General features: G+C 59.1%; 20 protein-coding genes. 8 read left to right on the forward strand and 12 right to left on the reverse strand.

Annotated features, from left to right (window positions below):
- Positions 1–282, forward strand: a 282-nt coding sequence (locus ACIOVB_RS23755; RefSeq protein WP_401271839.1) for a UDP-3-O-acyl-N-acetylglucosamine deacetylase, incomplete at its 5' end; no start/stop codon positions are given.
- Between the two features lie 100 nt (positions 283–382).
- On the opposite strand, the gene ACIOVB_RS23760 is transcribed toward ACIOVB_RS23755, so the two are convergent.
- The 7 genes from ACIOVB_RS23760 to ACIOVB_RS23790 all read right to left on the reverse strand — a co-directional run bounded on the left by ACIOVB_RS23760 (position 383) and on the right by ACIOVB_RS23790 (position 10,318).
- A complete protein-coding gene (locus tag ACIOVB_RS23760) occupies positions 383–1,891 on the reverse strand; it encodes a diguanylate cyclase (protein ID WP_401271840.1) in 1,509 nt (502 codons plus the stop codon).
- 91 nt (positions 1,892–1,982) lie between these two features.
- On the reverse strand, positions 1,983–3,299 hold the full coding sequence (locus ACIOVB_RS23765) for an OprD family porin (protein WP_401271841.1): 1,317 nt from the start codon (positions 3,297–3,299) through the stop codon (positions 1,983–1,985).
- A 193-nt stretch (positions 3,300–3,492) separates the two neighbouring features.
- A complete protein-coding gene (locus ACIOVB_RS23770; RefSeq protein ID WP_187677991.1) occupies positions 3,493–3,714 on the reverse strand; it encodes a hypothetical protein in 222 nt (73 codons plus the stop codon).
- A 305-nt stretch (positions 3,715–4,019) separates the two neighbouring features.
- On the reverse strand, positions 4,020–5,384 hold the full coding sequence (locus ACIOVB_RS23775) for a heavy metal sensor histidine kinase (RefSeq protein ID WP_187677990.1): 1,365 nt from the start codon (positions 5,382–5,384) through the stop codon (positions 4,020–4,022).
- On the reverse strand, positions 5,374–6,051 hold the full coding sequence (locus tag ACIOVB_RS23780; protein ID WP_401271842.1) for a heavy metal response regulator transcription factor: 678 nt from the start codon (positions 6,049–6,051) through the stop codon (positions 5,374–5,376). Before ACIOVB_RS23780 ends, ACIOVB_RS23775 begins: the two co-directional genes overlap by 11 nt.
- Positions 6,052–6,059: 8 nt before the next feature.
- On the reverse strand, positions 6,060–9,161 hold the full coding sequence (locus ACIOVB_RS23785) for a multidrug efflux RND transporter permease subunit (RefSeq protein WP_401271843.1): 3,102 nt from the start codon (positions 9,159–9,161) through the stop codon (positions 6,060–6,062).
- Positions 9,158–10,318, reverse strand: a complete 1,161-nt coding sequence (locus tag ACIOVB_RS23790; protein WP_401271844.1) for an efflux RND transporter periplasmic adaptor subunit — start codon at positions 10,316–10,318, stop codon at positions 9,158–9,160. The genes ACIOVB_RS23785 and ACIOVB_RS23790 overlap by 4 nt, the downstream gene beginning before the upstream one ends.
- A gap of 846 nt (positions 10,319–11,164) precedes the next feature.
- Between ACIOVB_RS23790 and ACIOVB_RS23795 the strand changes: the two genes are divergently transcribed.
- From ACIOVB_RS23795 to ACIOVB_RS23810, 4 genes are all read left to right on the forward strand, one after another.
- A complete protein-coding gene (locus ACIOVB_RS23795; protein WP_401271845.1) occupies positions 11,165–11,524 on the forward strand; it encodes a DUF6124 family protein in 360 nt (119 codons plus the stop codon).
- A 286-nt stretch (positions 11,525–11,810) separates the two neighbouring features.
- Positions 11,811–12,116 carry a type 1 fimbrial protein gene (locus tag ACIOVB_RS23800; RefSeq protein WP_401271846.1) on the forward strand — a complete coding sequence of 102 codons (306 nt, stop codon included), beginning with the start codon at positions 11,811–11,813 and terminating at the stop codon, positions 12,114–12,116.
- A gap of 111 nt (positions 12,117–12,227) precedes the next feature.
- Positions 12,228–12,467 carry a hypothetical protein gene (locus ACIOVB_RS23805; RefSeq protein WP_187677985.1) on the forward strand — a complete coding sequence of 80 codons (240 nt, stop codon included), beginning with the start codon at positions 12,228–12,230 and terminating at the stop codon, positions 12,465–12,467.
- Between the two features lie 118 nt (positions 12,468–12,585).
- Positions 12,586–13,731, forward strand: coding sequence for a transporter substrate-binding domain-containing protein (locus ACIOVB_RS23810; protein ID WP_401271847.1), 1,146 nt, complete (start codon positions 12,586–12,588; stop codon positions 13,729–13,731).
- An 84-nt stretch (positions 13,732–13,815) separates the two neighbouring features.
- Here the strand turns inward: ACIOVB_RS23810 and ACIOVB_RS23815 are convergent, their stop codons facing one another.
- The 5 genes from ACIOVB_RS23815 to norR form a co-directional block, all read right to left on the reverse strand.
- Complete coding sequence (locus ACIOVB_RS23815) at positions 13,816–14,565, reverse strand: YkgJ family cysteine cluster protein (RefSeq protein ID WP_401271848.1); 750 nt, start codon at positions 14,563–14,565, stop codon at positions 13,816–13,818.
- A gap of 83 nt (positions 14,566–14,648) precedes the next feature.
- Complete coding sequence (locus tag ACIOVB_RS23820) at positions 14,649–14,975, reverse strand: hypothetical protein (protein WP_401271849.1); 327 nt, start codon at positions 14,973–14,975, stop codon at positions 14,649–14,651.
- A gap of 73 nt (positions 14,976–15,048) precedes the next feature.
- The gene (locus tag ACIOVB_RS23825; RefSeq protein ID WP_401271852.1) at positions 15,049–15,507 is read right to left on the reverse strand and encodes a GNAT family N-acetyltransferase; all 459 of its coding nucleotides are present in this window, start codon (positions 15,505–15,507) and stop codon (positions 15,049–15,051) included.
- Positions 15,508–15,534: 27 nt separating this feature from the next.
- The gene (locus ACIOVB_RS23830) at positions 15,535–16,437 is read right to left on the reverse strand and encodes a chemotaxis protein CheV (protein WP_187677981.1); all 903 of its coding nucleotides are present in this window, start codon (positions 16,435–16,437) and stop codon (positions 15,535–15,537) included.
- Between the two features lie 113 nt (positions 16,438–16,550).
- Entirely contained in the window at positions 16,551–18,110 is a 1,560-nt protein-coding gene (gene norR, locus ACIOVB_RS23835; protein WP_401271850.1) for a nitric oxide reductase transcriptional regulator NorR, read from the reverse strand.
- 164 nt (positions 18,111–18,274) lie between these two features.
- Between norR and hmpA the strand changes: the two genes are divergently transcribed.
- The 3 genes from hmpA (at position 18,275) to ACIOVB_RS23850 (ending at position 20,771) form a co-directional block, all read left to right on the forward strand.
- Positions 18,275–19,456 carry an NO-inducible flavohemoprotein gene (gene hmpA, locus ACIOVB_RS23840; protein WP_401271851.1) on the forward strand — a complete coding sequence of 394 codons (1,182 nt, stop codon included), beginning with the start codon at positions 18,275–18,277 and terminating at the stop codon, positions 19,454–19,456.
- 219 nt (positions 19,457–19,675) lie between these two features.
- The gene (locus ACIOVB_RS23845; RefSeq protein ID WP_187677978.1) at positions 19,676–20,236 is read left to right on the forward strand and encodes an ester cyclase; all 561 of its coding nucleotides are present in this window, start codon (positions 19,676–19,678) and stop codon (positions 20,234–20,236) included.
- A gap of 25 nt (positions 20,237–20,261) precedes the next feature.
- Positions 20,262–20,771, forward strand: coding sequence for a disulfide bond formation protein B (locus ACIOVB_RS23850; RefSeq protein ID WP_187677977.1), 510 nt, complete (start codon positions 20,262–20,264; stop codon positions 20,769–20,771).
- Positions 20,772–21,539: the final 768 nt, after the last annotated feature.

The following is a 21,539-nucleotide window of genomic DNA, read 5'->3' on the forward strand; positions in this document are numbered from 1 at the left end:
GTTGAAAACGCAATCGTGGTCGATGCCGATGGCGTACTGAACGAAGACGGCCTTCGCTATGAAGACGAATTCGTGAAGCACAAGATCCTCGATGCCATTGGCGATCTGTACCTGCTGGGCAATAGCCTGATTGGTGAGTTCAAAGGCTTCAAGTCCGGTCATGCACTGAACAACCAGCTGCTGCGCAAGTTGATTGAGCAGACAGACGCTTGGGAAGTGGTGACGTTCGAAGACGCCAGCACCGCACCAATCTCTTACATGCGCCCTGTTGCGGCCGTGTAAGTAAAAAACCTCTCTAGTTTTTTGAAGGCCATCCTCGGATGGCCTTTTTTTATGCCTGTTGTTTTTGTATTGCTGACTTGGCGCCTTCGCTGCAGAACTTTCAGGAAGCAACTACCACCCGATTGCGGCCACCTTCCTTGGCCTGATACAACGCCTTGTCCGCCGCAAACAACAACTGCTCCAGCGTCATCTCACTGGCCGCTGTCCAGACACAAATACCGATACTCACCGTCATCGGCACCTGCGCTCCGTTGCGCCACGGCAATTGCTCCACCGCCTGACGAATATGCTCGGCAATCTGCTGCGCGCCCGCGCTGTCGGTCTCGGCCAGAATCACCGAAAACTCTTCGCCGCCATAGCGCGCCACCAGATCCGCCGGTCGTCGCACACTCGCCGTGATCACCTTGGCCAATTCGCGCAACGCCTGATCGCGAGCCTGATGCCCATGGAGGTCATTGAAAGCCTTGAAGTGGTCGGCATCGATCATCATCACCGACAGCGGCTTGCCCGAACGTTGGGCGCGGAACCACTCGTGGCGCAGCGCCTGATCGAGCATCCGCCGGTTGGCTACCCCGGTCAGTGCATCGGTGGCCGCCAGTTGCGCCAGCTCGCGCTCGGCCCTGTGGCGCAAGCGCAGTTCCCGGGCCAGCAGCCACGTCAGCCACAGCAGACCGAGGCACAGTATGCCGGTGGCACCGCTGATCAGTAACGCCGTGCGCCGCCAAGTGCCGAACACTTCATCGCCGGACAGTGCGACGATCACCGTCAACGGCAAATTGCCGACTCGCGAATAGGTATAGAGCCGCTGTTGGAAATCGATGCTCGAAACGCTGTTGAAACTGCCATTGCCGGTTGGGTCGCGCAGGATCCGCACCACATTGGGCCGATTGCCGAAGCTTTTGCCGATGGAGTCGCTTTGCAGGTACGGCTTCTGCGCCAGCAATACACCGTCGTTGTCGATGATGTTCAGCGTGCTGTTGTTGCCAATGTCGAGGCTGTTGAACAACTGGTCGAAGTAATCGAGCTTCAACGAAGCCACGGCCACGCCGACGAATTCCCCGGTTTCAGAGGAAATGCGTCGGCTGAAGCTGATGCGCCATTGATTGGCTTCATCGCAGTCGCAACGGGTCTTGAACGGGCGGCTGATAAACATGCCAGTGTCGCGGTTGAACGCATGGGCAAGGAAGTAATCGCGGTCGGCGAAGTTGCCGGGTTTGGGTTCGACGCGCGAAGAATCGGCAACCACATCGCCATGCTTGTCGAGCAACAGAATGTCGCCCTTGTAGCGTGCGGTGGTCGAACGGTCGAACAACGCCAGATGGCGGATTTGCGGCGTGACGTCGCGCAAGTCATCACGCTGCGAGGCGGCGATCAGGCCTTGCAGCGTCAGGTCGTACAACTCGACGGTGCGCAGCACGTCGGCATCGATCAACTGAGCGATGGTCTTGGCACTGCGGGTGGCCGACTCCTGAGCGTTGGCGTGCTCACGAATCAATAGAAAAGTGACGATGCAGATAATCGCGATCACGGTCAGCAAGCTGCCACAAATCAGCAGCAGTTCGGGGCGTCCGGTTTTGCCCGAAGCGTGTGGGGTACGGCTCGCGATCATGATGAGGTTATCGGTTGGGAAGTCATATAAGCGTAGTTGCAGACACAAAAAGGCCAGCCTTCAGGCTGGCCTTTTTACTGTAGCGCCGATCTTAGAAGACGTTGATCGGGTAGTCGATGATTACGCGGTATTCATCTGTGTCTGAATCAATCGCGCCGTACCCGTTACCTCCACGGTTAGTGGCCCATTGCAGGCGCACTGCCAGATCTTTGGCCTGGCCACTTTGCACCACGTACTTGAGGTCGATGTCGCGTTCCCAGTGCTTGGCGTTGCGTCCATCGGCGCTGTACCAGTTGGAGTAGCCCTGGCTGTCCGGGTCCACTTTGGTCAGGTCAACCGTACCGCGCGAGTAGGACACCGCCGACGTCAGCCCCGGCACGCCGACACCGGCAAAGTCGTAGGCGTACTTGAGCTTCCACGAACGCTCGTTGGGGCCGTTGAAGTCCGAGTACTGCTGGGAGTTGTCGAGGTAAACGCTGTCGCCCTGGCTGATGTAGTCGAACGGCGTATTGCCGTTGACCCGCTGATACGCGGCAGTGACGCTGTGGCTGCCGATGCCGACGGTGAAATGCAGGCTGTAGGTGTTGTTGTCGATGTCGCCGAGCAGCGCATCGCCGGTGTCTTGGGTGTGATAAAAGTGCAGGCCAGGGTTGAGGCTGACCAGATCATTCACTTGCCAGGTGTAATCCAGATCGTAGTAGTACTGGTTCCAGATGTCCTTCAGCTCTGAGGCATACAGGCTGCTGGTCAGGCCTTCAACGCCGCTCCAGGAAACGCCGGCCCAGTTCAGGTGACGGCTATCGTCACCATCGGCCAGGGTGCCATACGAAGTTCCGATGCGCGTGTGACCGCTCTGGTTGTAAGGCTTGGTGAAACTGGCTTGGCCGCCTTCAATCAACCAGCCATCGAAGCTGTGGTTGGTCAGGCTGACGCCACGAAACGTCTGCGGCAGCATGCGGCTGTCACCGCCGGCAATCACCGGGTTGGTAAGGAATAGATCTCCGGCCTTCAGTTCAGTGTCGAACGCACGCATTTTCAAGGTGCCGCCCGCTGTCGAGAACGACCCCGGCGCCTTGCCGTTGCCATCGCTGATCGGCAGGATGCTGGAGCCGTCCGTGCCGCCACCACCATCCAGTTTCAGCCCGAGCATGGCGTGGGCATCCATGCCGAAACCGACCGTGCCTTCGGTGTAACCCGACTGGAAGATGCCGAGAAAGCCCTGGCCCCACTCGATGTTGTCGTCCGCCTTCTGCAGGCGGTTGCGATTCATGTAGTAGTTGCGGGCGTTGAGGTTGAGGCTCGAGCCTTCGACAAAGCCTTCTGGCGCGGGTTCGTCGGCGTGAACGGCGGGGGCAATCGTTGCGGCAATTGCAATGAACAGCGGCGTGTAACGGACTGGGTAACGCACGTGCGGTAAAGCTCCTTGGGTCAACGGCACCTCAATGTCTTGAGGCGCTAGATGTTTCTTGTTGTAAAAGACGCACCAAACAGCTTTCAGACCACAACGAAAAAAGGCCGCTGAAAGGCAGCGGCCTGGAATGACGACGGTTGAACGGGAAGAGCCAAACAACCGCGTCGAGGGAAACGGTGCAGTGCGCGACTCAGCTGTCTTTCTCGGACGCTTGAGCCTGGGCGGCAGCAGCTTGAGGCGCCTGCGTCGCGTCTTTGGCCTTGGCCATCATTTCTGCCTGATGCTGATCGTACGCCTGGGCACGTGCGCTGTTTTGCGCGACGAACGCTTGGGATTCTTCAGCCATCGCCATGGGCGACAGGATCAATGAGGACAAAACGAAAGCGCTGGCAATACCCATACTGTTGGACATTCTGAAAACCTTCTTGCTTGGCAAGTGCTGTTTGGTGCGGGCAAAGATAAGGTTGCCGGGCGGTGGGAAACAGCGTGATTTTCATAAATGACTGTTGCGCAGAAGGTAAAAGTCGAAGATCGCGGTGTAGTCAAGAGCAACCCCCTCACCCCAGCCCTCTCCCCCAGGGGGGCGAGGGGGAAAGGGAGCAGATCCGGGGCTTTTCAGAATCCGGGTTCGACTGGATATTTCAGGTCGGCGTACCTTGAAAGAACAACGCGGTCAGTCCCCTCTCCCTCTGGGAGAGGGTTAGGGTGAGGGGCTTTTCAGACCGGTAAATAAATCCCGAAGGTATTCATCCCCCGATCACTGCGCACAAACACATCCCCACCATGCATCAGCGCAATCGCTTTCACGATCGCCAATCCCAACCCATGGTTATTCCCACTGTTGCTGCGCGAAGCATCGACCCGATAAAACCGTTCGAACAACCGTGGCAAATGCTCGCTGGCAATCGGCGAACCGGGGTTGGCTACGCCGATGCTGACCTGATGCGCTTCCACCTCGATCCGCACCTCGATCACCTGACCCGCTTCAGTGTGCTGCACTGCGTTACTCAGCAGATTGATCAACGCCCGTCGCAAATGCGCGACCTCGATCTGCACCTGTGCATCGCCGCTGACCTGCACCTGAACCTGCGCGTCTTCGAGGATGAAATCCAGGTATTCAAGAGTCGTTGCCACCTCATCGGCCAACGACGTCGAAGTCAGTTTGGTGGCCTTGTTGCCCTGATCGGCACTGGCCAGAAACAGCATGTCGTTGATGATCGAACGCAGCCGCTCCAACTCTTCGAGATTGGATTGCAGCACTTCGAAGTAGTGCTCGGCCGAACGTCCGCGCGTCAGTGCTACCTGCGTCTGGCCAATCAGATTGGTCAGCGGCGAGCGCAGCTCATGGGCCACGTCGGCGTTGAACGATTCCAGCCGCGAGTAAGCCTGTTCAACCCGTTCCAGCGTCGAGTTGAACGAGTCGACAAACTGCTCAAGTTCCGGTGGCAATGGCGAAAGACGCAAGCGCCCGGCCCGCAGCGGCGGTGCCAGGCGTTGCGCCTCATGGGACAGTTTGATCAGCGGTTTGAGGCCGATCCGCGCCACCCAATAGCCCAGTGCCGAGGCCATCAGCACACCGGCAATGGCCAGGCCGATCAAGGCGATCAGCAGGTTGTGCTGGGTCTCATGAAAGGTCTCGGTATTGATGCCGATCATAAAGCGCAGGGGCGGGCGCTGATCCTTGGCCGGCAGCTCGGTCAGCAGTACCTTCAACGGGTAAGGCTGGCCGGGTAACTTCAAGTCATGCATGCCCGTCGGGCCTTTGGCGAAGGCGCGGATCTCGGCATTCGGCTCGCCGAACTCATAACCCGGATTGCCGCTCACCACCCAGAAACGAATGCGTTTGTCTTCTTCGCTCAGCAGCTTGAGCTTGGCGTTGATCTTTACCCAATGCTCGGGCGTACCAAAACGGTTGAGGGCCGACTCCAGCACGCTGTAACGCGCGTCCAGTTCGGCTTCCGGCAACAGGCCCAAACCCTTGTCGACCTGCTGATACAGCGCGCCGCCGATCAACAGAAACACCACCAGTGCCACCAGCGTGAACATCCCGCTCAGGCGCAGGGCAATAGAATTACTGGACACCGCGGCTCTCCAGCACATAACCCATGCCACGGATAGTGTGCAGCAGTTTCTCGTCAAATGGCCCGTCGAGCTTGGCGCGCAGGCGTTTGATCGCGACTTCGACCACGTTGGCGTCGCTGTCGAAATTGATGTCCCAGACCATCTCGGCAATCGCGGTTTTCGACAGGATCTCGCCCTGACGGCGGGCCAGAACGCTGAGCAGGGAAAACTCTTTGGCCGTCAAATCCAGCCGCGTGCCGGCACGGGTAGCCTTGCGGCTGATCAAATCTATCCACAGGTCGGCGATGCTCACTTGCACCGGTTCATGGCAGCCGCTGCGTCGTGTCAGCGCTTGCAGGCGCGCCACCAGTTCAAGGAAGGAAAACGGTTTGCCGAGGTAATCGTCGGCGCCATCGCGCAGGCCCTTGATGCGGTCTTCAACGCGTTCGCGGGCGGTGAGCATGATCACCGGGGTTTGCTTGCGCGCACGCAATGCGCGCAACACGCCAAAGCCGTCGAGGCCCGGCAGCATGACGTCGAGGACGATCACCGCGTAGTCGCTTTCCAGCGCCAGGTGCAGGCCCTCGACGCCGTCGCGGGCCAGATCCACGGTGTAACCCTGTTCCGTCAGACCGCGGTGCAGATAATCCGCGGTTTTTTCCTCGTCTTCGATAATCAGAACGCGCATGACCCGCCTCAGTCTGTGGTCGCCAGTGCCGGTAAAGGCATGGGTTTGGGCCGATGAAATAGCCGCTCAAGCCACAAGTATATGACCGGCGTGGTAAACAGCGTCAGCATCTGGCTCACCAACAAACCGCCCACCACGGCGATCCCCAGCGGCTGGCGCAGTTCGGCGCCGGTTCCGTAGCCGAGCATCAGCGGCAGCGCGCCGAGCAGGGCGGCGAGGGTGGTCATGATGATCGGCCGGAACCGCGTGATGCACGCCTCGAAAATCGCTTCCTGCGGCGTCAGCCCACGGTTGCGTTGGGCTTCGAGGGCGAAGTCGATCATCAGGATGCCGTTCTTCTTGACGATGCCGATCAGCAACACCAGGCCGATCAGCGCCATGATCGAAAAGTCCTGGCCACAGATCCACAACATGATCACCGCACCCAGGCCCGCCGCCGGCAGCGTCGAAATGATCGTCAGCGGATGCACGAAGCTCTCGTAGAGCACACCGAGAATGATGTACACCGCCACCAACGCCGCGAGAATCAGCCAAGGCTGACTGGCCAGCGAACTCTGGAACGCCTGCGCTGCACCCTGGAAATTGCCGCTGATCGCGGTCGGCATGCCGATCTCGGCCTTGGCCTGATTGAGCAGAATCACCGCATCGCCCAACGCCACGCCGGGGGCGAGGTTGAACGACAGGTTGGCGGCCGGGAACATACCGTCATGGGCAATCGACAACGGGCCGATGGTCGGCGCGTCGAACCTGGCCAGCGCCGACAGCGGCACCATTTCCCCGCTCAGCGGCGAGCGCAGGTAGAAATAGTTGAGGCTTTCGGCCTTGCCGCGCTGCTTGGTGTCCAGCTCCAGAATCACGTTGTACTGGTTGACCTGAGTCTGGAATTCATTGACTTGCCGTTGGCCGAAGGCGTCGTACAGCGCCTCATCGACGTCACTCGCAGTCAGGCCAAAACGCGCAGCGGCGCTGCGGTCGATGCTGATGTGAGTGATGCTGCCGCCCAATTGCAGATCGTTGGAAATATCGCGAAACGCCGGGATGCTGCGCAGTTTTTCCGTCAGGCGCTGGGTCCAGGTGGCGAGGGTCGCGCCGTCGTTGCTCTTGAGCACGTATTGATACTGCGCACGACTCGGGCCGGAGCTGAGGTTGATGTCCTGGCCGGCGCGCAGATAAAGCACGATGCCAGGGACTTTCATCAGTTGTGGGCGAATTCGGTCGATGAACTGGCTGGCCGACACATCACGGTCACCACGTTTTTTCAGGGCGATCCAGAAGCGACCGTTGGCAATGGTCTGGTTACTCCCGGACACACCCACCGAGTGGGAAAACGCCTGCACGGCCGGATCGGCGGCGACGATTTCGGCCATGGCCAGGTGTTTTTTCACCATGTCGCCGTAGGAAATATCTGCAGCGGCTTCGGTGGTGCCGAGGACAAAACCGGTGTCCTGTATCGGGAAGAACCCCTTGGGGATAAAGATGTAACCGGCGACGGCCAAAGCGAGGGACAAGCCAAACACGCCGATCATCAATTTCTGGTGGGCGAGGGCGCGGCGCAGGCCTTTTTCGTACCAGCCGAGCAAGCGTTCGCTGAACCCCGGTTTATCGCTGGCGTGGTGCACCGGTTTGCGCATGAACAACGCTGCCAGCGTGGGTGCCAGCGTCAGCGAAACCACCACGGAAATCATGATGGTCGAGGTTGCCGTCAGGGCGAATTCCTTGAACAACCGCCCGACCACGCCGCCCATAAACAGCAACGGAATAAACGCCGCCACCAGCGAGAAACTGATCGAGACCACAGTGAAGCCGATCTCGCCGGCGCCTTTTATCGCGGCCTCGCGCATGTCGTCGCCGGCCTCCAGATGCCGGTGGATGTTCTCCACCACCACAATCGCATCGTCGACCACAAACCCCACGGCCACCACGATCGCCACCAGCGTCAGGTTGTTGAGGCTGAAGCCGAGGATGTACATCAACGCGAAACTGGCGACCAGCGACACACCGAGCACTGCAGAGACAATCAACGTCGCCGATAGCTGACGCAGAAACAGCGCCATCACCGCCACCACCAGCAGGATCGCGATCAGCAGCGTGATCTCGACCTCATGCAGCGAGGCGCGGATGGTCTGGGTGCGGTCGATCAGGGTTTTCACCTGCACCGACGCTGGCAGCATGGCTTCCAGACCGGGCAGCGCGGCTTGAATGCGGTCGACGGTTTCGACGATGTTGGCGCCCGGTTGGCGCGAGATCACCAGGTTCACCCCCGGTCGATCACCGGCCCAGGCTTGCACGTAGGCATCTTCCGAACCGTTGACGACTTTGGCGACATCACGCAGGTGAACCGGGGCACCATCCTTGTAGGAAACGATGAGCTGGCTGTAATCCTCGGGGTGAAACAACTGATCGTTGGTCGACAGCGTGGAAATACTGGATTCGCCGTATAGCGCACCCTTGGCCAGATTGAGGCTGGTTTGTTGGATCGCCAGGCGAATGTCGGCGAGGGTCAGGCCAATGGCCGCGAGTTTGTCCGCCGAGGCCTGCACCCGGATCGCCGGACGTTGCTGACCGGTGATGTTGATTTGGCCTACACCGTCGATCTGACTGATCTGACGGGCCAGCAGGGTTTCCACCAGGTCACTGAGTTCGGTGCCGGGCATTTGCGTCGAGCTGATACTGAGGATCAGCACCGGGCTGTCAGCCGGGTTGACCTTCTTCCAGGTCGGCAGCGTCGGCATGTCCTTGGGCAATTTGCCGGCGGCGGTATTGATCGCCGCTTGTACTTCCTGGGCGGCGGTGTCGATGCTCTTGTCGAGGCTGAATTGCAGGGTCAGCAGTGTTGAGCCCAAGGCACTGCTGGAGGTCATCTGAGTCATGCCGGGGATGGCGCTGAATTGCACCTCCAACGGCGTGGCCACGGACGAGGCCATGGTGTCGGGGCTGGCGCCGGGTAACTGCGCGGAGACCTGAATCGTAGGAAATTCCGCTTCCGGCAGTGGGGCAATTGGTAAACGCGGGAAGGCAATGATGCCGACCAGCACCAAGGCGATGGTCAGCAGAATTGTCGCTACCGGGTGATCAATGCACCACGTCGAAACCCCTGTGTGTTCCTTCATGGTTTCGGCTCCGCTTGCACCACCTGCGGCGGCTCGGTCATGACCTGCACAGTTGAACCGGGTTTGAGCCGCGACTGGCCGTCGGTGACCAGCACGTCACCGGCCTTCACGCCTTTGATGATGTCCTGGCCGCTGCCCTGATAAACCATCTGCACTTGCACGGCTTCGACCTTGTCGCCGTTCACGCGATAGACGAAGTGTTGATCGAGGCCCCGTTGTACGACGGTGGGCGGGACGACCAGCGCATCTTTCTCCAGAGCCGTCTGAATTTTTACCGTCACCAGCAGGCCCGGCCAGAGTTTCTGGCTGGCGTTGTCGAATTCGGCCTTGGCGCGGATGGTGCCGGTGTTGGCGTTGATCTGGTTGTCGATCAGGGTCAGATGACCTTCGCCGAGCAGGTTGCCGGTTTCGCCGTCGGTGTCGGCGCCGATGTAGGCTTTGACCTGCGCGTGTTGCGGGTCGTTGATCAGGCCTTGCAGGGTCGGCAGCATTTGCTGGGGCAGGGAGAATTCCACGGCGATCGGGTCAATCTGGGTCACGGTGAACAGGCCCTGGGTGTCGGTCATGCGCAGGAAGTTGCCTTCGTCGACTGTGCGAATCCCGACGCGGCCGGTGACCGGGGAGCGAATCTGCGTGTAGGAAAGTTGTACCTGCGCGGCGTCGATCGAGGCCTGGTTGCCCTGGGCGGTGGCTTTGAGCTGGTTGACCAACGCTTGTTGCTGGTCGTAGGTCTGTTTGGAGACGCCGTCGTCGACGCTGAGCAGTTTGTAGCGTTTGAGGTTGACCAGGGCGACTTGCAGTTGGGCCTGGCTTTCGCCCAGTTGCGCGCGGGTCTGGTCGAGGCTGGCGCGGATTGAGCGGTCGTCGATGGTGGCGAGCAGGTCGCCGGTTTTGACCAGTTGGCCTTCTTTGACGAGGATTTTGGTGAGGGTGCCGTCGATCTGCGGGCGTACGACCACGCTGTGTAATGAAAGGACTGAGCCGATGCCGCTGGTGTAGCGGGGGACGTCTTTTTCGCTGACGGTTATGACTCGTACCGGGATGGCGGTTGGGGTGGCGAGTTTGGTCGGGGCTGGTTTCAGGGCGTACCACAGGCCTGCGGCTACCAAGGCGATCAGTAGGGTGGCTAGCAGGGCTTTGTGTTTTTGGATTCGCATGCTTTGGGGCGCCAAGGGTATGGAGTTTGGGCAGGTTGGGTAGTTATAAACTTGTTTGGGGGTCAGGAGGGTGACCGGAAACTGACGGCGCTGTCAGTTTGGTGGGGGTTTTGGGGTTGGGTGTATATCCGTTGCTGCGGGTGTTGCTGATTAGGGTTCCGCCCTTACGGCGGGTCACTTTTTCCAGACGCCGAAAAAGTAACCAAAAAGGCTTTGCCCTGACGTTCGGCCCTCGCTGTGGCTCGGGTTCCTTCGCTCCGGAATTGATCCGGGCGCATCGCTTCCGGTTTGCTTCGCTGCGCCTCCTTTCGATGTGTTCGACTTCGTCGAACGGTCGCTGCGCTCCCACCCCCGGATCAATCCCTCCGCTCAGCCTGCCGACGGGCTCTGAGATCAAAAGCGGTACTCGAGCTAACGCTCATTGTGTTGAGTGGGGCGGCATGCGCCGCGGGCGGGGTGTATCAATTCATTGTGGGAGCCAGCCTGCTGGCGATGAGGCCTATCCAGTCACCCGACCTTTCTGGTCTGTTTAAAAATGGCTCAATTCACCAGAACCTTCCCACAAGGTTTTCAGGTTGTCCGTCGGACGTGCGCTCTCTAGTCTTTGGCTGTCGCTGACAACTCAGCGATCGGGAGGTGAGATCCCCGATTTGGCACCCAAGACAACTGCCCCCATAATCGCGGCCAGCTAGTGCTGTCAGCATTTTTTATGGCGGCTATGTGCGGGCAGACTTCGGTCTGGCCGGGTTTGGGTGGTTCTCCGGTGATCTCACTCCGTACATAGCTGCCACCTCTTCTTCGAGTGAGATCGGGATTAAGTGGCTCCAACGCTTAAGGAATCATTCGATGGATAAATTAATTCCGGATCCACCAGAAACATCCACCCCCCTCGCCGACGCCATCCGCGCCGAAGACCGCATCAAAAACCACGAGGCCATAAAACGCGCCCTCGATTTCTACCTCTGTCCCGAACCCTCGAAACCACGAAGACCCAGCACCATGTTCATGGTCTGTCCCAACATCGACACCGAAAGTCTGCTCGCCCACGCCTGTGAGTCGTTGGCGTCCGCCAGTGCGGCGACCAGCAATTTCGCCAATGAGTTAAGCGGTTTACAGCGCAACACGGCGCTCGGCATCCAGCAGATCATCATGCTGGCTGAGTTGGCAGTTAACCGGGCGTTGGATAGGGTTGATCCGCAGACCTGAGTCCGCGTTATCGTTCTTCGCCAGCAGGCTGGCTCCCACAGGAGTACGCATTCCAATTGTGGGAGTGAGCCTGCTCGCGAAGACGGCTGAAATGACACAACATCACTAACCTGTGAACCAACATGCAAACTCACCACTGAACAGTCCTAAAAAAGGACTGATCATTCCCAAATCAGGACTCTTCTGCGCTGCCCCTACTAAGCTCCTCAAGATCCGCCCCCAGCAGCGGATACAAGTGTATAGCCCAGTCGTTTCACCGCGTGGGTCTCTACGGGAGTGTCCTGCCATGAAGCTAATAACCGTCATTTTCAGTGTGTTTGTTCTGTCTCCGCTCACTGTCTCGGCCGCCCCTCAAACCACCTCCGGTGAAATCCGCTTTATCGGGCAGATCGTCGATTCCGCCTGTGAAGTAGGGCGAGTCGGCACGTTGAGCTCCAGCGAGTCTCGCCAGATCGAGCTCAAGCCCGGTCTGAAGCTCGACGTCGACACGTACCGCAACGCGTGCAGCCATGAAGCGCTGCCAATGACCATGACCTTTGAGCCGTTGAAGACCTCGACCGATAAAGGCATCGTCACCATCACGTACCTGTAAACCGTTCGGCGTACGCTGCAAATCTTCAGGTGCTGACCCGTGACGCGCAGGTATACTGCGCGCCTTCGCGGCTCACTTACCGGGCGCGACTTTTTGTTTTGCGGAGCTTTCATGACTTCCCCGATCCAACCGCCGGTTGACGACGCCGTGAGCGATGTCCCGGCTGAACTGGCCGACGCCAGCGAATCCAAAGCCGAGATCCCGGCGTTCAAGTTCCCGTTCAAACCGGGCGAACTGGCCGCTGCCAAAGACTCGAACCAGCCGTGGTACAAGAACGGCGCCAAGAACGGTCACACCAAGACCCCGGGCATGGCCCCGCCGGGTACCCGTCGTTCGATGGGCAAGCGCTGAGTTTCTCTCTCAGAAAGAGACTATTCCCACACGGATAAGCGATCCGTCTTCTGGGAATTCCGATGACCTCTCGTCGAAGATTCATGCCCTTGTGAATGCTTTGATGAAGGTCATCTCAATGTCTCTGGCAAAAATCATTTCCATCTTGTCGGTGTTAGCCCTGACCAGCGGTTGCGTGTCCTCAGCGGTTGAACCGACGATTCGTTTCGGCGTTGAGCCCCTTGTTCCTCCATTTGAAAGCCGAAACGATAAAGGTGAGCTGGTCGGGCTGAACATCGAACTGGGCAATGCGTTGTGCGCGGAGTTGCAAAAGCGCTGCGTCTGGGTCGATCAGGATTACGCGACCAACATCGCGGCACTTGAGGACAATCGCTTCGATGTGATCATGCCGATGACCGCCACGGCGGCGCGTCGTGAGCGAATTGACTTCACTGACAATCTCTACCCGCTGAGCAGCCAATTGGTCGCGCGCAAGGGTTCCAACCTGCAACCGGATGTCCGGTCCCTCGAAGGTAAACGTATCGGCGTGCTGGCCGGCACCAGCCGTGAAGCGTTCGCCAGGGAACGATGGGCGCCGTCTGGCGTGACGGTGCGCAGTTTTCAGTTCAACGACCAGCTGATCGCCAGCCTCCTGACCGGCGAGATAGATGCCACTCTGCAAGACTCCATCGAAATCACTGAGGCGCTGCTGCGGCATTCTCGGGGTGAAGCATTTGAATTTGCAGGTCCGCCGCTCAAGGATCCGATGCTGGGCACCGGCGTGGCCATGGCTGTGCGCAAAACCGACAGTAAACTGCGCGATGACCTGAACGCCGCCCTTGAACGTCTGAAGCTCAATGGTGTGTATCAAGTGATTACCGAAGGGTACCTTCCGCCCGCCTTTGAAGAGTCACTTCGTTATCAGCCCAATGCCGAAGGGTTTCCGTTCTCTGATTCGGTCAGGATTGGAGACACGATCTACTTATCCGGCGTGCTGGGGCTCAATGACAAAGGCGAGCTGACTAAAGGGGGCATTCGCCCGCAGATGACTCAAGTGATGGAGAACCTGCGTAGCGCTTTGCACAGCAGCGGTTCATCGCTGTATCACGTCGCCAAATGCACGGTGATTCTGACTGACGTCAAGGATTTCGCCGGCATGAACGAGGTGTATCGCGGTTATTTCCCGGCTGACCGCTTACCGGCGCGCACTACATTCGCCGGCAAAAAACTGGTGGTGCCGGGCGCAAAAGTGGAGCTTGAGTGCCTGGCGGTGGCTCGACGCTGAGTCATCGAAGCTTTCTCCATCGACCGTCTCGTCTCTGGGCACTGGCGGTTGATGGCTAAATGCCGGTGATTCGCAGCATCTGGATCAAGCCACCCGCAGAGAAATAAACGCGTACGTCTGCGCCGGCTCCGTCACCACTTGCGCCCCGGCCGCGAGTACCTGCCCGGCGACATCATCGCCAGACAAATGAAACAGCCATTCACTCGATGCTTCGCTCAGTGGCTGCGCACTCACCTGATCAATCACCGCTGCAAAAGCGTCCATATTCGGCAGATACGCCGTGAACCCGTCGCCCTTGAGCGCCGTGGTACGAATCCCCAATGCGGCACAAATCGCATCCTTGAGCCGAATGTCATCGCGATCCGCCTGCCTTGAGCGCTGAATCAGTTCAATCAGTTCCTGATCAACCAATTCGCCACCGACGATCAGCGCCGGCCCCTGTTCCCATGACTCTGGCGGGCAATCCTTGGCTGCAGGGTTGGGCGGGATATGCGGATTGATTTCCGCCGGATAAATTCGACACACCAAAGGCCGACGCTCGTAGATGCGACAAAGCTTGTCTTCGTCAAGATTCCGACAAGGGCCGACGTTGTACGCGGCAAAGGTGATCGCCACGTGCACGTCCGATGCGCCGCTGCGTACCAGCGCCGAACGCCGCTCGGCGTGTTCACGTTGCTGCGCCGGCAAGCCCAGACCGTTGCCGAGAAAAGCCTCTGCCAGCACGATAACCTGGCCGCCGTCCGCCGCCCACATGCGGGCTTCGGCCAGGGTCAGGGGCACATGATGGTCAGTGCAGCATTTGCCGCAACCTACGCAGGAAAACGTCGTAGTCATTGAACGATCAATCTTCAATCAGGGTGTGAATCGGCGGCAGAAAATCGCCGTGCAGACCCGGATCGAAGCAAGTTATGCGCCATTCACTGGGCTTTGGCGGTTGGTCGGATCGAGTCCCACTCGGTGACGAACGCGGTTTTCGACTTTTTGTTGTACAGGCACAGTTCGGTGCCTTGCTGGCCTTTCATGTGTTTTTGCGGGTATTGGCCTTGCAGCAACACGGCGGTGTAGCCGACGCGGTCGTCGAATTGTGCGGGGGTGCCGACGGGTTTGGCGTTTTTCAGGCCGCTGGCCTTGGTGCAACTGGCGAGCACGGTTTTGTCGTAGGCGGCCCATGCGTCGGGGCTTGATGCGTGGGCTTGGGAGGCGAGGGCGGTGAGGCAGAGCAGGCTTGCGGTAACGGCTTTCATGGTTGGGGCATCCTTGTAATGACCAAGGTTGGAGTATGCCTGAGGGCTGGAAGTTGCTGGCGATGGCGGTTTATCAGGCGGGAACAAGTTCCCGGCGAACGAAATACATCCCGGCACTTTCATACAACCGCTGCGCCCGAACGTTATCTTCCAGCACCTTCAAATCAACAAATCCTTCGCGCCGCTGCTGAAAAGTTTTGAATGCATTCAACAGCAGCGCCCGACCCAAACCTCGGCCTTGAGCGCGCGGATGCACCACCAGATTTTTGATATATGAACTGGTCCAGCACTGCACCACACCGACCACGCCCTCGGCATCACGAGCAATGAAACACAGCGCCGGGTCATACTCCGGATCGCTTTCAAAGCGCCGTTGCCAGGTGTCGAGATCTGGCACTCGCCCCCCACCTTCCCGGTGACCGAGTTGCATGAGGTGATGCACAGCCAAAGCCAACTCCGGCCGGTAAGTGCTGATCTCAACACCCTCCGGCCAGACCATTTCCGGCACATCTGCTTGCAGATCGCGCCGCATCAAAAAGCAGTAGGTCTCGCCCAACACTCAGTGGCCGTTGGCGGCGACGTGCTTGGCCGCTTCGATCAGGCGTTGGGTCAGTTCCGGCGAGGAGAACTTGGTCAGCACCGCGTTGGCCCCGGCCAGTCGGGCTTTTTCGCTGTTCATCGCGCTGTCGAGCGAGGTGTGCAGCAGCACATAAAGGTGAGCGAAGTCCGGGGTTTCACGCAGGGTGCGGGTGAAGGCGTAGCCGTCCATCTCGGACATTTCGATGTCGGAGACGATCAGGTTGATCTGTTGCGCCGTGCCTTGCAGGTCGAGCAGGCAGTCGATGGCTTCCTTGGCGCTACGCGCGGTGTGGCATTGCAGGCCCAGGTTGCGCAGGGTGTGCACCGATTGCTGCAGCGCCACCTGGCTGTCGTCGACCACCAGAATCCGCGCGTTGCCGAGTACATCGGCGTCTTCCATGGACAGGTCGGTCGGCGCCATTTCGATCTGCGCCGGGGCAATGCTGTGGATGACTTTTTCGATGTCCAGCACTTGCACCAGTGTGCCGTCCACTGAGGTCACGCCAGTGATGTAGGCCCGCGAGCCGCCGGAACCGAACGGCGGTGGCTTGATGTCGGTGGTCAGGCAATGGACTATCTTGCTCACCGCCTGGACGTGCAGCCCCTGCTTCGAACGGCTGACGTCGGTGACGATCAGGCAGCCGCCGTTCGGGTCTTCCAGTGGACGCTCGCCGATGGCGCGGCTGAGGTCGATCACCGACAACGAGGCGCCGCGCAGGGTCGCAATGCCTTTAACGTGCGGGTGCGACTCCGGCATTTTGGTCAGCGGCGGGCAGGGGATGATTTCACTGACTTTCAGCAGGTTGATCGCCATCAGCTTGCCGCTGCGCAAGGTAAACAGCAGAAGCGAAAGTGAGTCTGCGCGGGCTTTGGTGGAAGACATATAAACCTTCTGTGGAAAAGGTGGTGGGCGAGGGTGCAAATCGCCAGAAACTATTGATGCCGGGTTATCGGCGTTAATGGGGTGGGCTTTAGGTCAGTTGTCGGGTGGGGGGCTTAGCTTTTCATCCCCAACCGCTTGGCCATCCGTCCGAGGTTGGCTCTATCAAGCCCCAACTCCCGCGCCGCACTCGCCCAGTTATCCTGATTGCGTTCCAGCGCCGCACTGATCAACCGCCGCTGATATTCCTCGGTCGCGCTGCGCAAATCCCCGCTGATCAACGGCATCGCCGCGACAATCCCGGCAATCGGCTCGGGCGAGTTATCCACAACCTCGCGCGGCAAATCCAGATCTGCCGCACTCAGACTGAGGATTTTCGGCCGCACCTTGCAGTTGCCCAAAGCCTTCAACGCACTGCGCCCGATCAAGTGTTCCAGCTCACGTACGTTGCCCGGCCAAGTGTAGGCGAGCAGGGCTTCCTGAGCGTCGCTGGTCAGCCGCAGGCTATTAAGGCCCATGCGCGAGCGGTTCTGTTCGAGGAAGAAACCGCTGAGCAACAGCACATCCCGCCCGCGATCACGCAGGGCCGGCACCCGCAACGGGTACACGCTCAGACGATGATAAAAGTCGGCCCGGTAGCGGCCACTGCGCACTTCTTCCGCCAGATCGCGGTTGGTCGCGGCGATCAGGCGTACGTCGACCTGATGTTCCTTGTCCGAACCCAAACGCTGCAACTGGCCGCTTTGCAGGACCCGCAACAACTTGGCCTGTACGGTCAGCGACAGCTCGCCGACTTCATCGAGAAACAGCGTGCCGCCATTGGCCAGTTCGAATTTGCCTCGGCGGTCGCTGGTGGCGCCGGTGAAGGCGCCGCGCACGTGGCCGAACAGTTCGCTTTCCACCAGTGTGTCGGGCAGTGCGGCGCAGTTGAGGCTGATGATCGGTTTGTCGGCACGCTTGGAGGCTGCATGGATCGCCTGAGCCACCAGCTCTTTGCCAACCCCGGTTTCACCCGTGATCAACACGGTCAGATCGCTGCCGCCGACCAGATTGATTTCTTCCACCAGATGTTTATGCGCCTTGCTCTGGCCGATCATTTCGCGGTTCTGCTGACCGCTGGCCTGACGGTAGACCTCGGCGCGCTGGTGCTCGTCTTCAGCGCGGATTGCCAGCCGTTCGATGCGCTCGGCGGCGTTGACCGTGGCCGAGGCGAGGCTGGCGAAGGCTTGCAAAGCGTCCAGTTCGATCGGCTCGAAACGCTCGGGGTCGAGGGCATCGAGGGTGATCAGACCCCAGAGTTTTTCATCGACAAACAACGGGCAGCCGAGGCAGTCGTGAACTTCGAGGTGATCGTCGAGGCCGTCGACCAGACCGTCGTAGGGATCAGGCAAGTCGCTGTCGGCGGCAAACCGGGTCGGGCCTCTGCCTGCCAACAACACTTCAAAGCGTGGATGCTCGCTGACTTTGAAGCGCCGGCCCAGGGTGTCGGTGCTCAAACCATCGACTGCCAGCGGCACCAGCGATTCACCGTCGAGGCGCAACAACGCGGCGGCATCGCACGGCAGCAGGGCGCGCATGGCTTCGAGCAGGCGTCGGTAGCGTTCACCCTCGGGCAGTTCGCGTGAGAGGTCGGATACGAGGGGAAGCAAAGCGGTGAGCAGGGATTTGGCAGTCATGGTCTTGTAGTCAAAGAGACAAGATGTAGTCGGGATGACTATAAAGAGCTTTGAGTCGATTTGACTACTATGATTTTAAGATACTGATATATATGAATAAATTAATTGGCATGGAAACTGATAAGCCTTAGGTAACTTTTAAATGAAGCTCAGGAGTCAACCTTATGCTTAGCGTCCAGGATCGTGCCATCGTCAAATCCACCGTGCCTCTGCTGGAAAGCGGCGGTGAGGCGCTGATCACGCATTTCTACCGCATGATGCTCGCCGAATACCCGGAAGTCCGCCCGTTGTTCAACCAGGCCCACCAGGCCAGCGGCGACCAACCGCGTGCCTTGGCCAACGGCGTGTTGATGTACGCGCGGCATATCGATCAGCTCGACCAGTTGGGCGATCTGGTGGCGAAGATCATCAACAAGCACGTAGCTCTGCAAATCCTCCCGGAACACTACCCGATTGTGGGTGCCTGCCTGCTGCGCGCTATCTCCGAAGTGCTCGGCGAAGAGATCGCCACGCCAGAAGTGATGAGTGCCTGGGGCGCGGCTTACGGGCAACTGGCTGATATCCTGATCGGCGCCGAAACCGCCATCTACGACCAGAAAGAGCAAGCCGTCGGCGGCTGGCGCGGGGCGCGGGAGTTCATTGTGGCGGCCAAGGTCGAGGAGAGCGCGGAAATCATTTCGTTCTACTTCGAGCCAGCGGACAAAGGCCCGATCCTCGCAGCCGAGCCGGGTCAGTACATCGGTATGAAGCTGATCCTCGACGGTGAAGAAATCCGCCGCAACTACTCGCTGTCGGCACTGGCGAACAACGGTCAGTACCGCATCAGCGTCAAACGCGAACCGGGGGGCCGTGCCTCCAATCATTTGCACGATCAACTGCATGTCGGCGCGAGCATTCAGTTGTTCCCGCCATCGGGTGAGTTCACCCTGACCGCCAGCGACAAGCCGCTGGTGCTTATCAGTGGCGGTGTCGGCATCACCCCGACGCTGGCGATGCTGGAATCGGCGCTGGAGACTGAGCGTCCGGTGCATTTTATCCACTGCGCGCGCAATGGCAGCGTCCACGCGTTCCGCGACTGGATTGATGAGTTGGCCGAACGTCATCCACAGCTCAAGCGTTTCTACTGCTACGCCGAAGATGATGGCGTGAGCCCGGCGGCGGACAAGGTCGGCCTGTTGAGCGAGGAGTTGCTCGGCGAGTGGCTGCCGGCGCAGCGTGATGTCGACGCTTACTTCCTTGGGCCGAAAGGTTTCATGGGGGCGATCAAGCGCCATTTGAAAGCACTGGGTGTGCCGGAGAAGCAGAGCCGGTATGAGTTCTTCGGGCCGGCTGCTGCTTTGGAGTGATCTGAAACCGCGTCGCCTTCATTCGCGAGCAGGCTCGCTCCCACAGGATTTGTGTTCAACGCAGATCCAATGTGGGAGCGAGCCTGCTCGCGATTTGCCGTTACACGGTCCTGATTCGTAAAAAGTGTTTAAAGGTTAATCGTTTCTTAACCGGTTTATCGTTTATTCCCCGATGCTGATGATAGGCGCTCGTTCGTTTACCTGATCAGGATCGCCCTCATGTCGCACCTCACCTTGTCCCGTCATTTCAGCCTTGCCGCTCTGGGCCTGTCGGCCGCTTTGCTGGCCAGTCCGTTTGCCTCTGCCGAATCGGCCTTGATCAAACCGCAGACCCTGATTGTCGATCAGAGCCTGCCCAAGGCACAGGCGCAAGCCATGGAGCTGGCGGCGCGGCGTTATGGCAGTTTCTGGAACAGCGGTGAAGAGGCCTTGGCCACCGCCGCCTTGTCGCCGCAATTTGTCGACAAGACCCCACCCGAAGGCCGGGTGCAGGGGCCGACCGGGCCATTGCTGGCGTCGAAGTTTTTTCGCACGGCGGTGCCGGACTTGAGTTGCGAGATCGAGCAAATGATCGTCGCCGGTGATCGCGTGGTAGTGCATTTGCACTTTCGCGGGCATTTCACTGGCACGTTCAAGGCTCTCAAAGGGCAGGGTCAGCGTGTAGACTTCCGGGCAACCGATATCTATCAGATCGACAACGGTCGCATTGCGGCCAATTGGCATATCGAAGACAACATCAGCCTGATGGCGCAACTGCAAGCGCAGCCGCCGGCCAGCTGAACCATGGACATATAAGGGAAACGCGATGAGCGAGGAAACGATTCGACTGGGACGTGAGCGGCGCTTTCTGGTGCTGCTGGGCATCATCTGCCTGGCGCTGATTGGTGGCGCGCTGTACATGCAGATAGTGCTCGGCGAAGCGCCGTGCCCACTGTGCATCTTGCAGCGCTATGCGTTGCTGCTGATCGCGCTGTTCGCGTTCATTGGCGCGGCCATGCGGACCAAACGCAGCATCACCGTGTTCGAAGCGCTGGTGGTGATTTGCGCGATTGCCGGTGCCGGCGTGGCGGGGCATCACGTGTACACCCAGTTCTATCCGGCGGTGAGCTGCGGTATCGATGTGTTGCAGCCGATTGTCGATGATCTGCCGCTGGCGAAGATCTTCCCGCTGGGCTTCCAGGTCGACGGTTTCTGCTCGACCCCTTACCCGCCGATCCTCGGTCTGTCGCTGGCGCAATGGGCGCTGGTGGCGTTCGTGCTGGTGGTGATTCTGGTGCCACTGCTGACCTCGCGTAACCGAAAAGCACTGCGCTGAGTCAACTATTCGGCTGATTGGCCGATACAGAAAACGCCCCGATTTGCGGTTCAGCAAATCGGGGCGTTTTGCATTTCAGGGTGTTTGTGAAAACACCGTGACGAACGGCAAGGGAGGGTGCGGCAGATGTGCGACATGTTGTCACACAGACCGTGTCGCAGGCCGTCGCAGCGACACGGATTGGTGCGCTGTTACAAAAAAGGATTGGTCAGTTTCATTGAATTTTGGCTTTTGCACGCGTGTGCCAGATCAGGCAGTTTTAACAAGCGCAGGCAAATGGCCAGAAGCCTTGGGGTATCGGGCTTTGCGCTGATCCGGCATTCAGGAAATGCCTTCAGAGCTGTCTGAACTGAGGCGTGTACACCTACAAAATTTGGTGTTTTTGTTGAGAATCGATTTCGATAACATGCGGCACTTTTGCAAAAATGGCGATGGATTGTTGCTCGAACGGATAAAAATTATTTCGGGATAAGACATGGTGTATAGGGCGCTACCTATCTACAATCGCCCGCACTGAATTCCCGGCACTGTTCAGCCTTTATTAAGGAGGCGAGCAGGAAGTCGGGTGTCGAGTAAGTCGTGAGGCTTTCAAGACACCCAGGTGTCGGTGCCTTCCAACTTTCCGCACCAAATGGAATTGGTCTGTAACAAGGCCTTTGACCACGAATTCGAATAAGAACTGACCGCTGTCCCAGGTTTTGTCGAGCGTCTGACGCGCGACGGGCGGCCCTTATTCAATCCAAAGAAAATGCCACCCCTTGGCAGGGT

The sequence above is a fragment of the Pseudomonas sp. NPDC087639 genome, assembly GCF_044743385.1.
Lineage (GTDB): Bacteria > Pseudomonadota > Gammaproteobacteria > Pseudomonadales > Pseudomonadaceae > Aquipseudomonas.

Excerpts from the sequence above, each read along its gene's own strand:
- ACIOVB_RS23760 (WP_401271840.1), bottom strand. The coding sequence starts at position 1,891 with ATGATCGCGAGCCGTACCCCACACGCTTCGGGCAAAACCGGACGCCCC.
- ACIOVB_RS23770 (WP_187677991.1), bottom strand. The coding sequence starts at position 3,714 with ATGTCCAACAGTATGGGTATTGCCAGCGCTTTCGTTTTGTCCTCATTG.
- ACIOVB_RS23780 (WP_401271842.1), bottom strand. The coding sequence starts at position 6,051 with ATGCGCGTTCTGATTATCGAAGACGAGGAAAAAACCGCGGATTATCTG.
- ACIOVB_RS23785 (WP_401271843.1), bottom strand. The coding sequence starts at position 9,161 with ATGAAGGAACACACAGGGGTTTCGACGTGGTGCATTGATCACCCGGTA.
- ACIOVB_RS23790 (WP_401271844.1), bottom strand. The coding sequence starts at position 10,318 with ATGCGAATCCAAAAACACAAAGCCCTGCTAGCCACCCTACTGATCGCC.
- ACIOVB_RS23795 (WP_401271845.1), top strand. The coding sequence starts at position 11,165 with ATGGATAAATTAATTCCGGATCCACCAGAAACATCCACCCCCCTCGCC.
- ACIOVB_RS23800 (WP_401271846.1), top strand. The coding sequence starts at position 11,811 with ATGAAGCTAATAACCGTCATTTTCAGTGTGTTTGTTCTGTCTCCGCTC.
- ACIOVB_RS23805 (WP_187677985.1), top strand. The coding sequence starts at position 12,228 with ATGACTTCCCCGATCCAACCGCCGGTTGACGACGCCGTGAGCGATGTC.
- ACIOVB_RS23810 (WP_401271847.1), top strand. The coding sequence starts at position 12,586 with ATGTCTCTGGCAAAAATCATTTCCATCTTGTCGGTGTTAGCCCTGACC.
- ACIOVB_RS23815 (WP_401271848.1), bottom strand. The coding sequence starts at position 14,565 with ATGACTACGACGTTTTCCTGCGTAGGTTGCGGCAAATGCTGCACTGAC.
- ACIOVB_RS23820 (WP_401271849.1), bottom strand. The coding sequence starts at position 14,975 with ATGAAAGCCGTTACCGCAAGCCTGCTCTGCCTCACCGCCCTCGCCTCC.
- ACIOVB_RS23825 (WP_401271852.1), bottom strand. The coding sequence starts at position 15,507 with ATGCGGCGCGATCTGCAAGCAGATGTGCCGGAAATGGTCTGGCCGGAG.
- ACIOVB_RS23830 (WP_187677981.1), bottom strand. The coding sequence starts at position 16,437 with ATGTCTTCCACCAAAGCCCGCGCAGACTCACTTTCGCTTCTGCTGTTT.
- norR (WP_401271850.1), bottom strand. The coding sequence starts at position 18,110 with ATGACTGCCAAATCCCTGCTCACCGCTTTGCTTCCCCTCGTATCCGAC.
- hmpA (WP_401271851.1), top strand. The coding sequence starts at position 18,275 with ATGCTTAGCGTCCAGGATCGTGCCATCGTCAAATCCACCGTGCCTCTG.
- ACIOVB_RS23845 (WP_187677978.1), top strand. The coding sequence starts at position 19,676 with ATGTCGCACCTCACCTTGTCCCGTCATTTCAGCCTTGCCGCTCTGGGC.
- ACIOVB_RS23850 (WP_187677977.1), top strand. The coding sequence starts at position 20,262 with ATGAGCGAGGAAACGATTCGACTGGGACGTGAGCGGCGCTTTCTGGTG.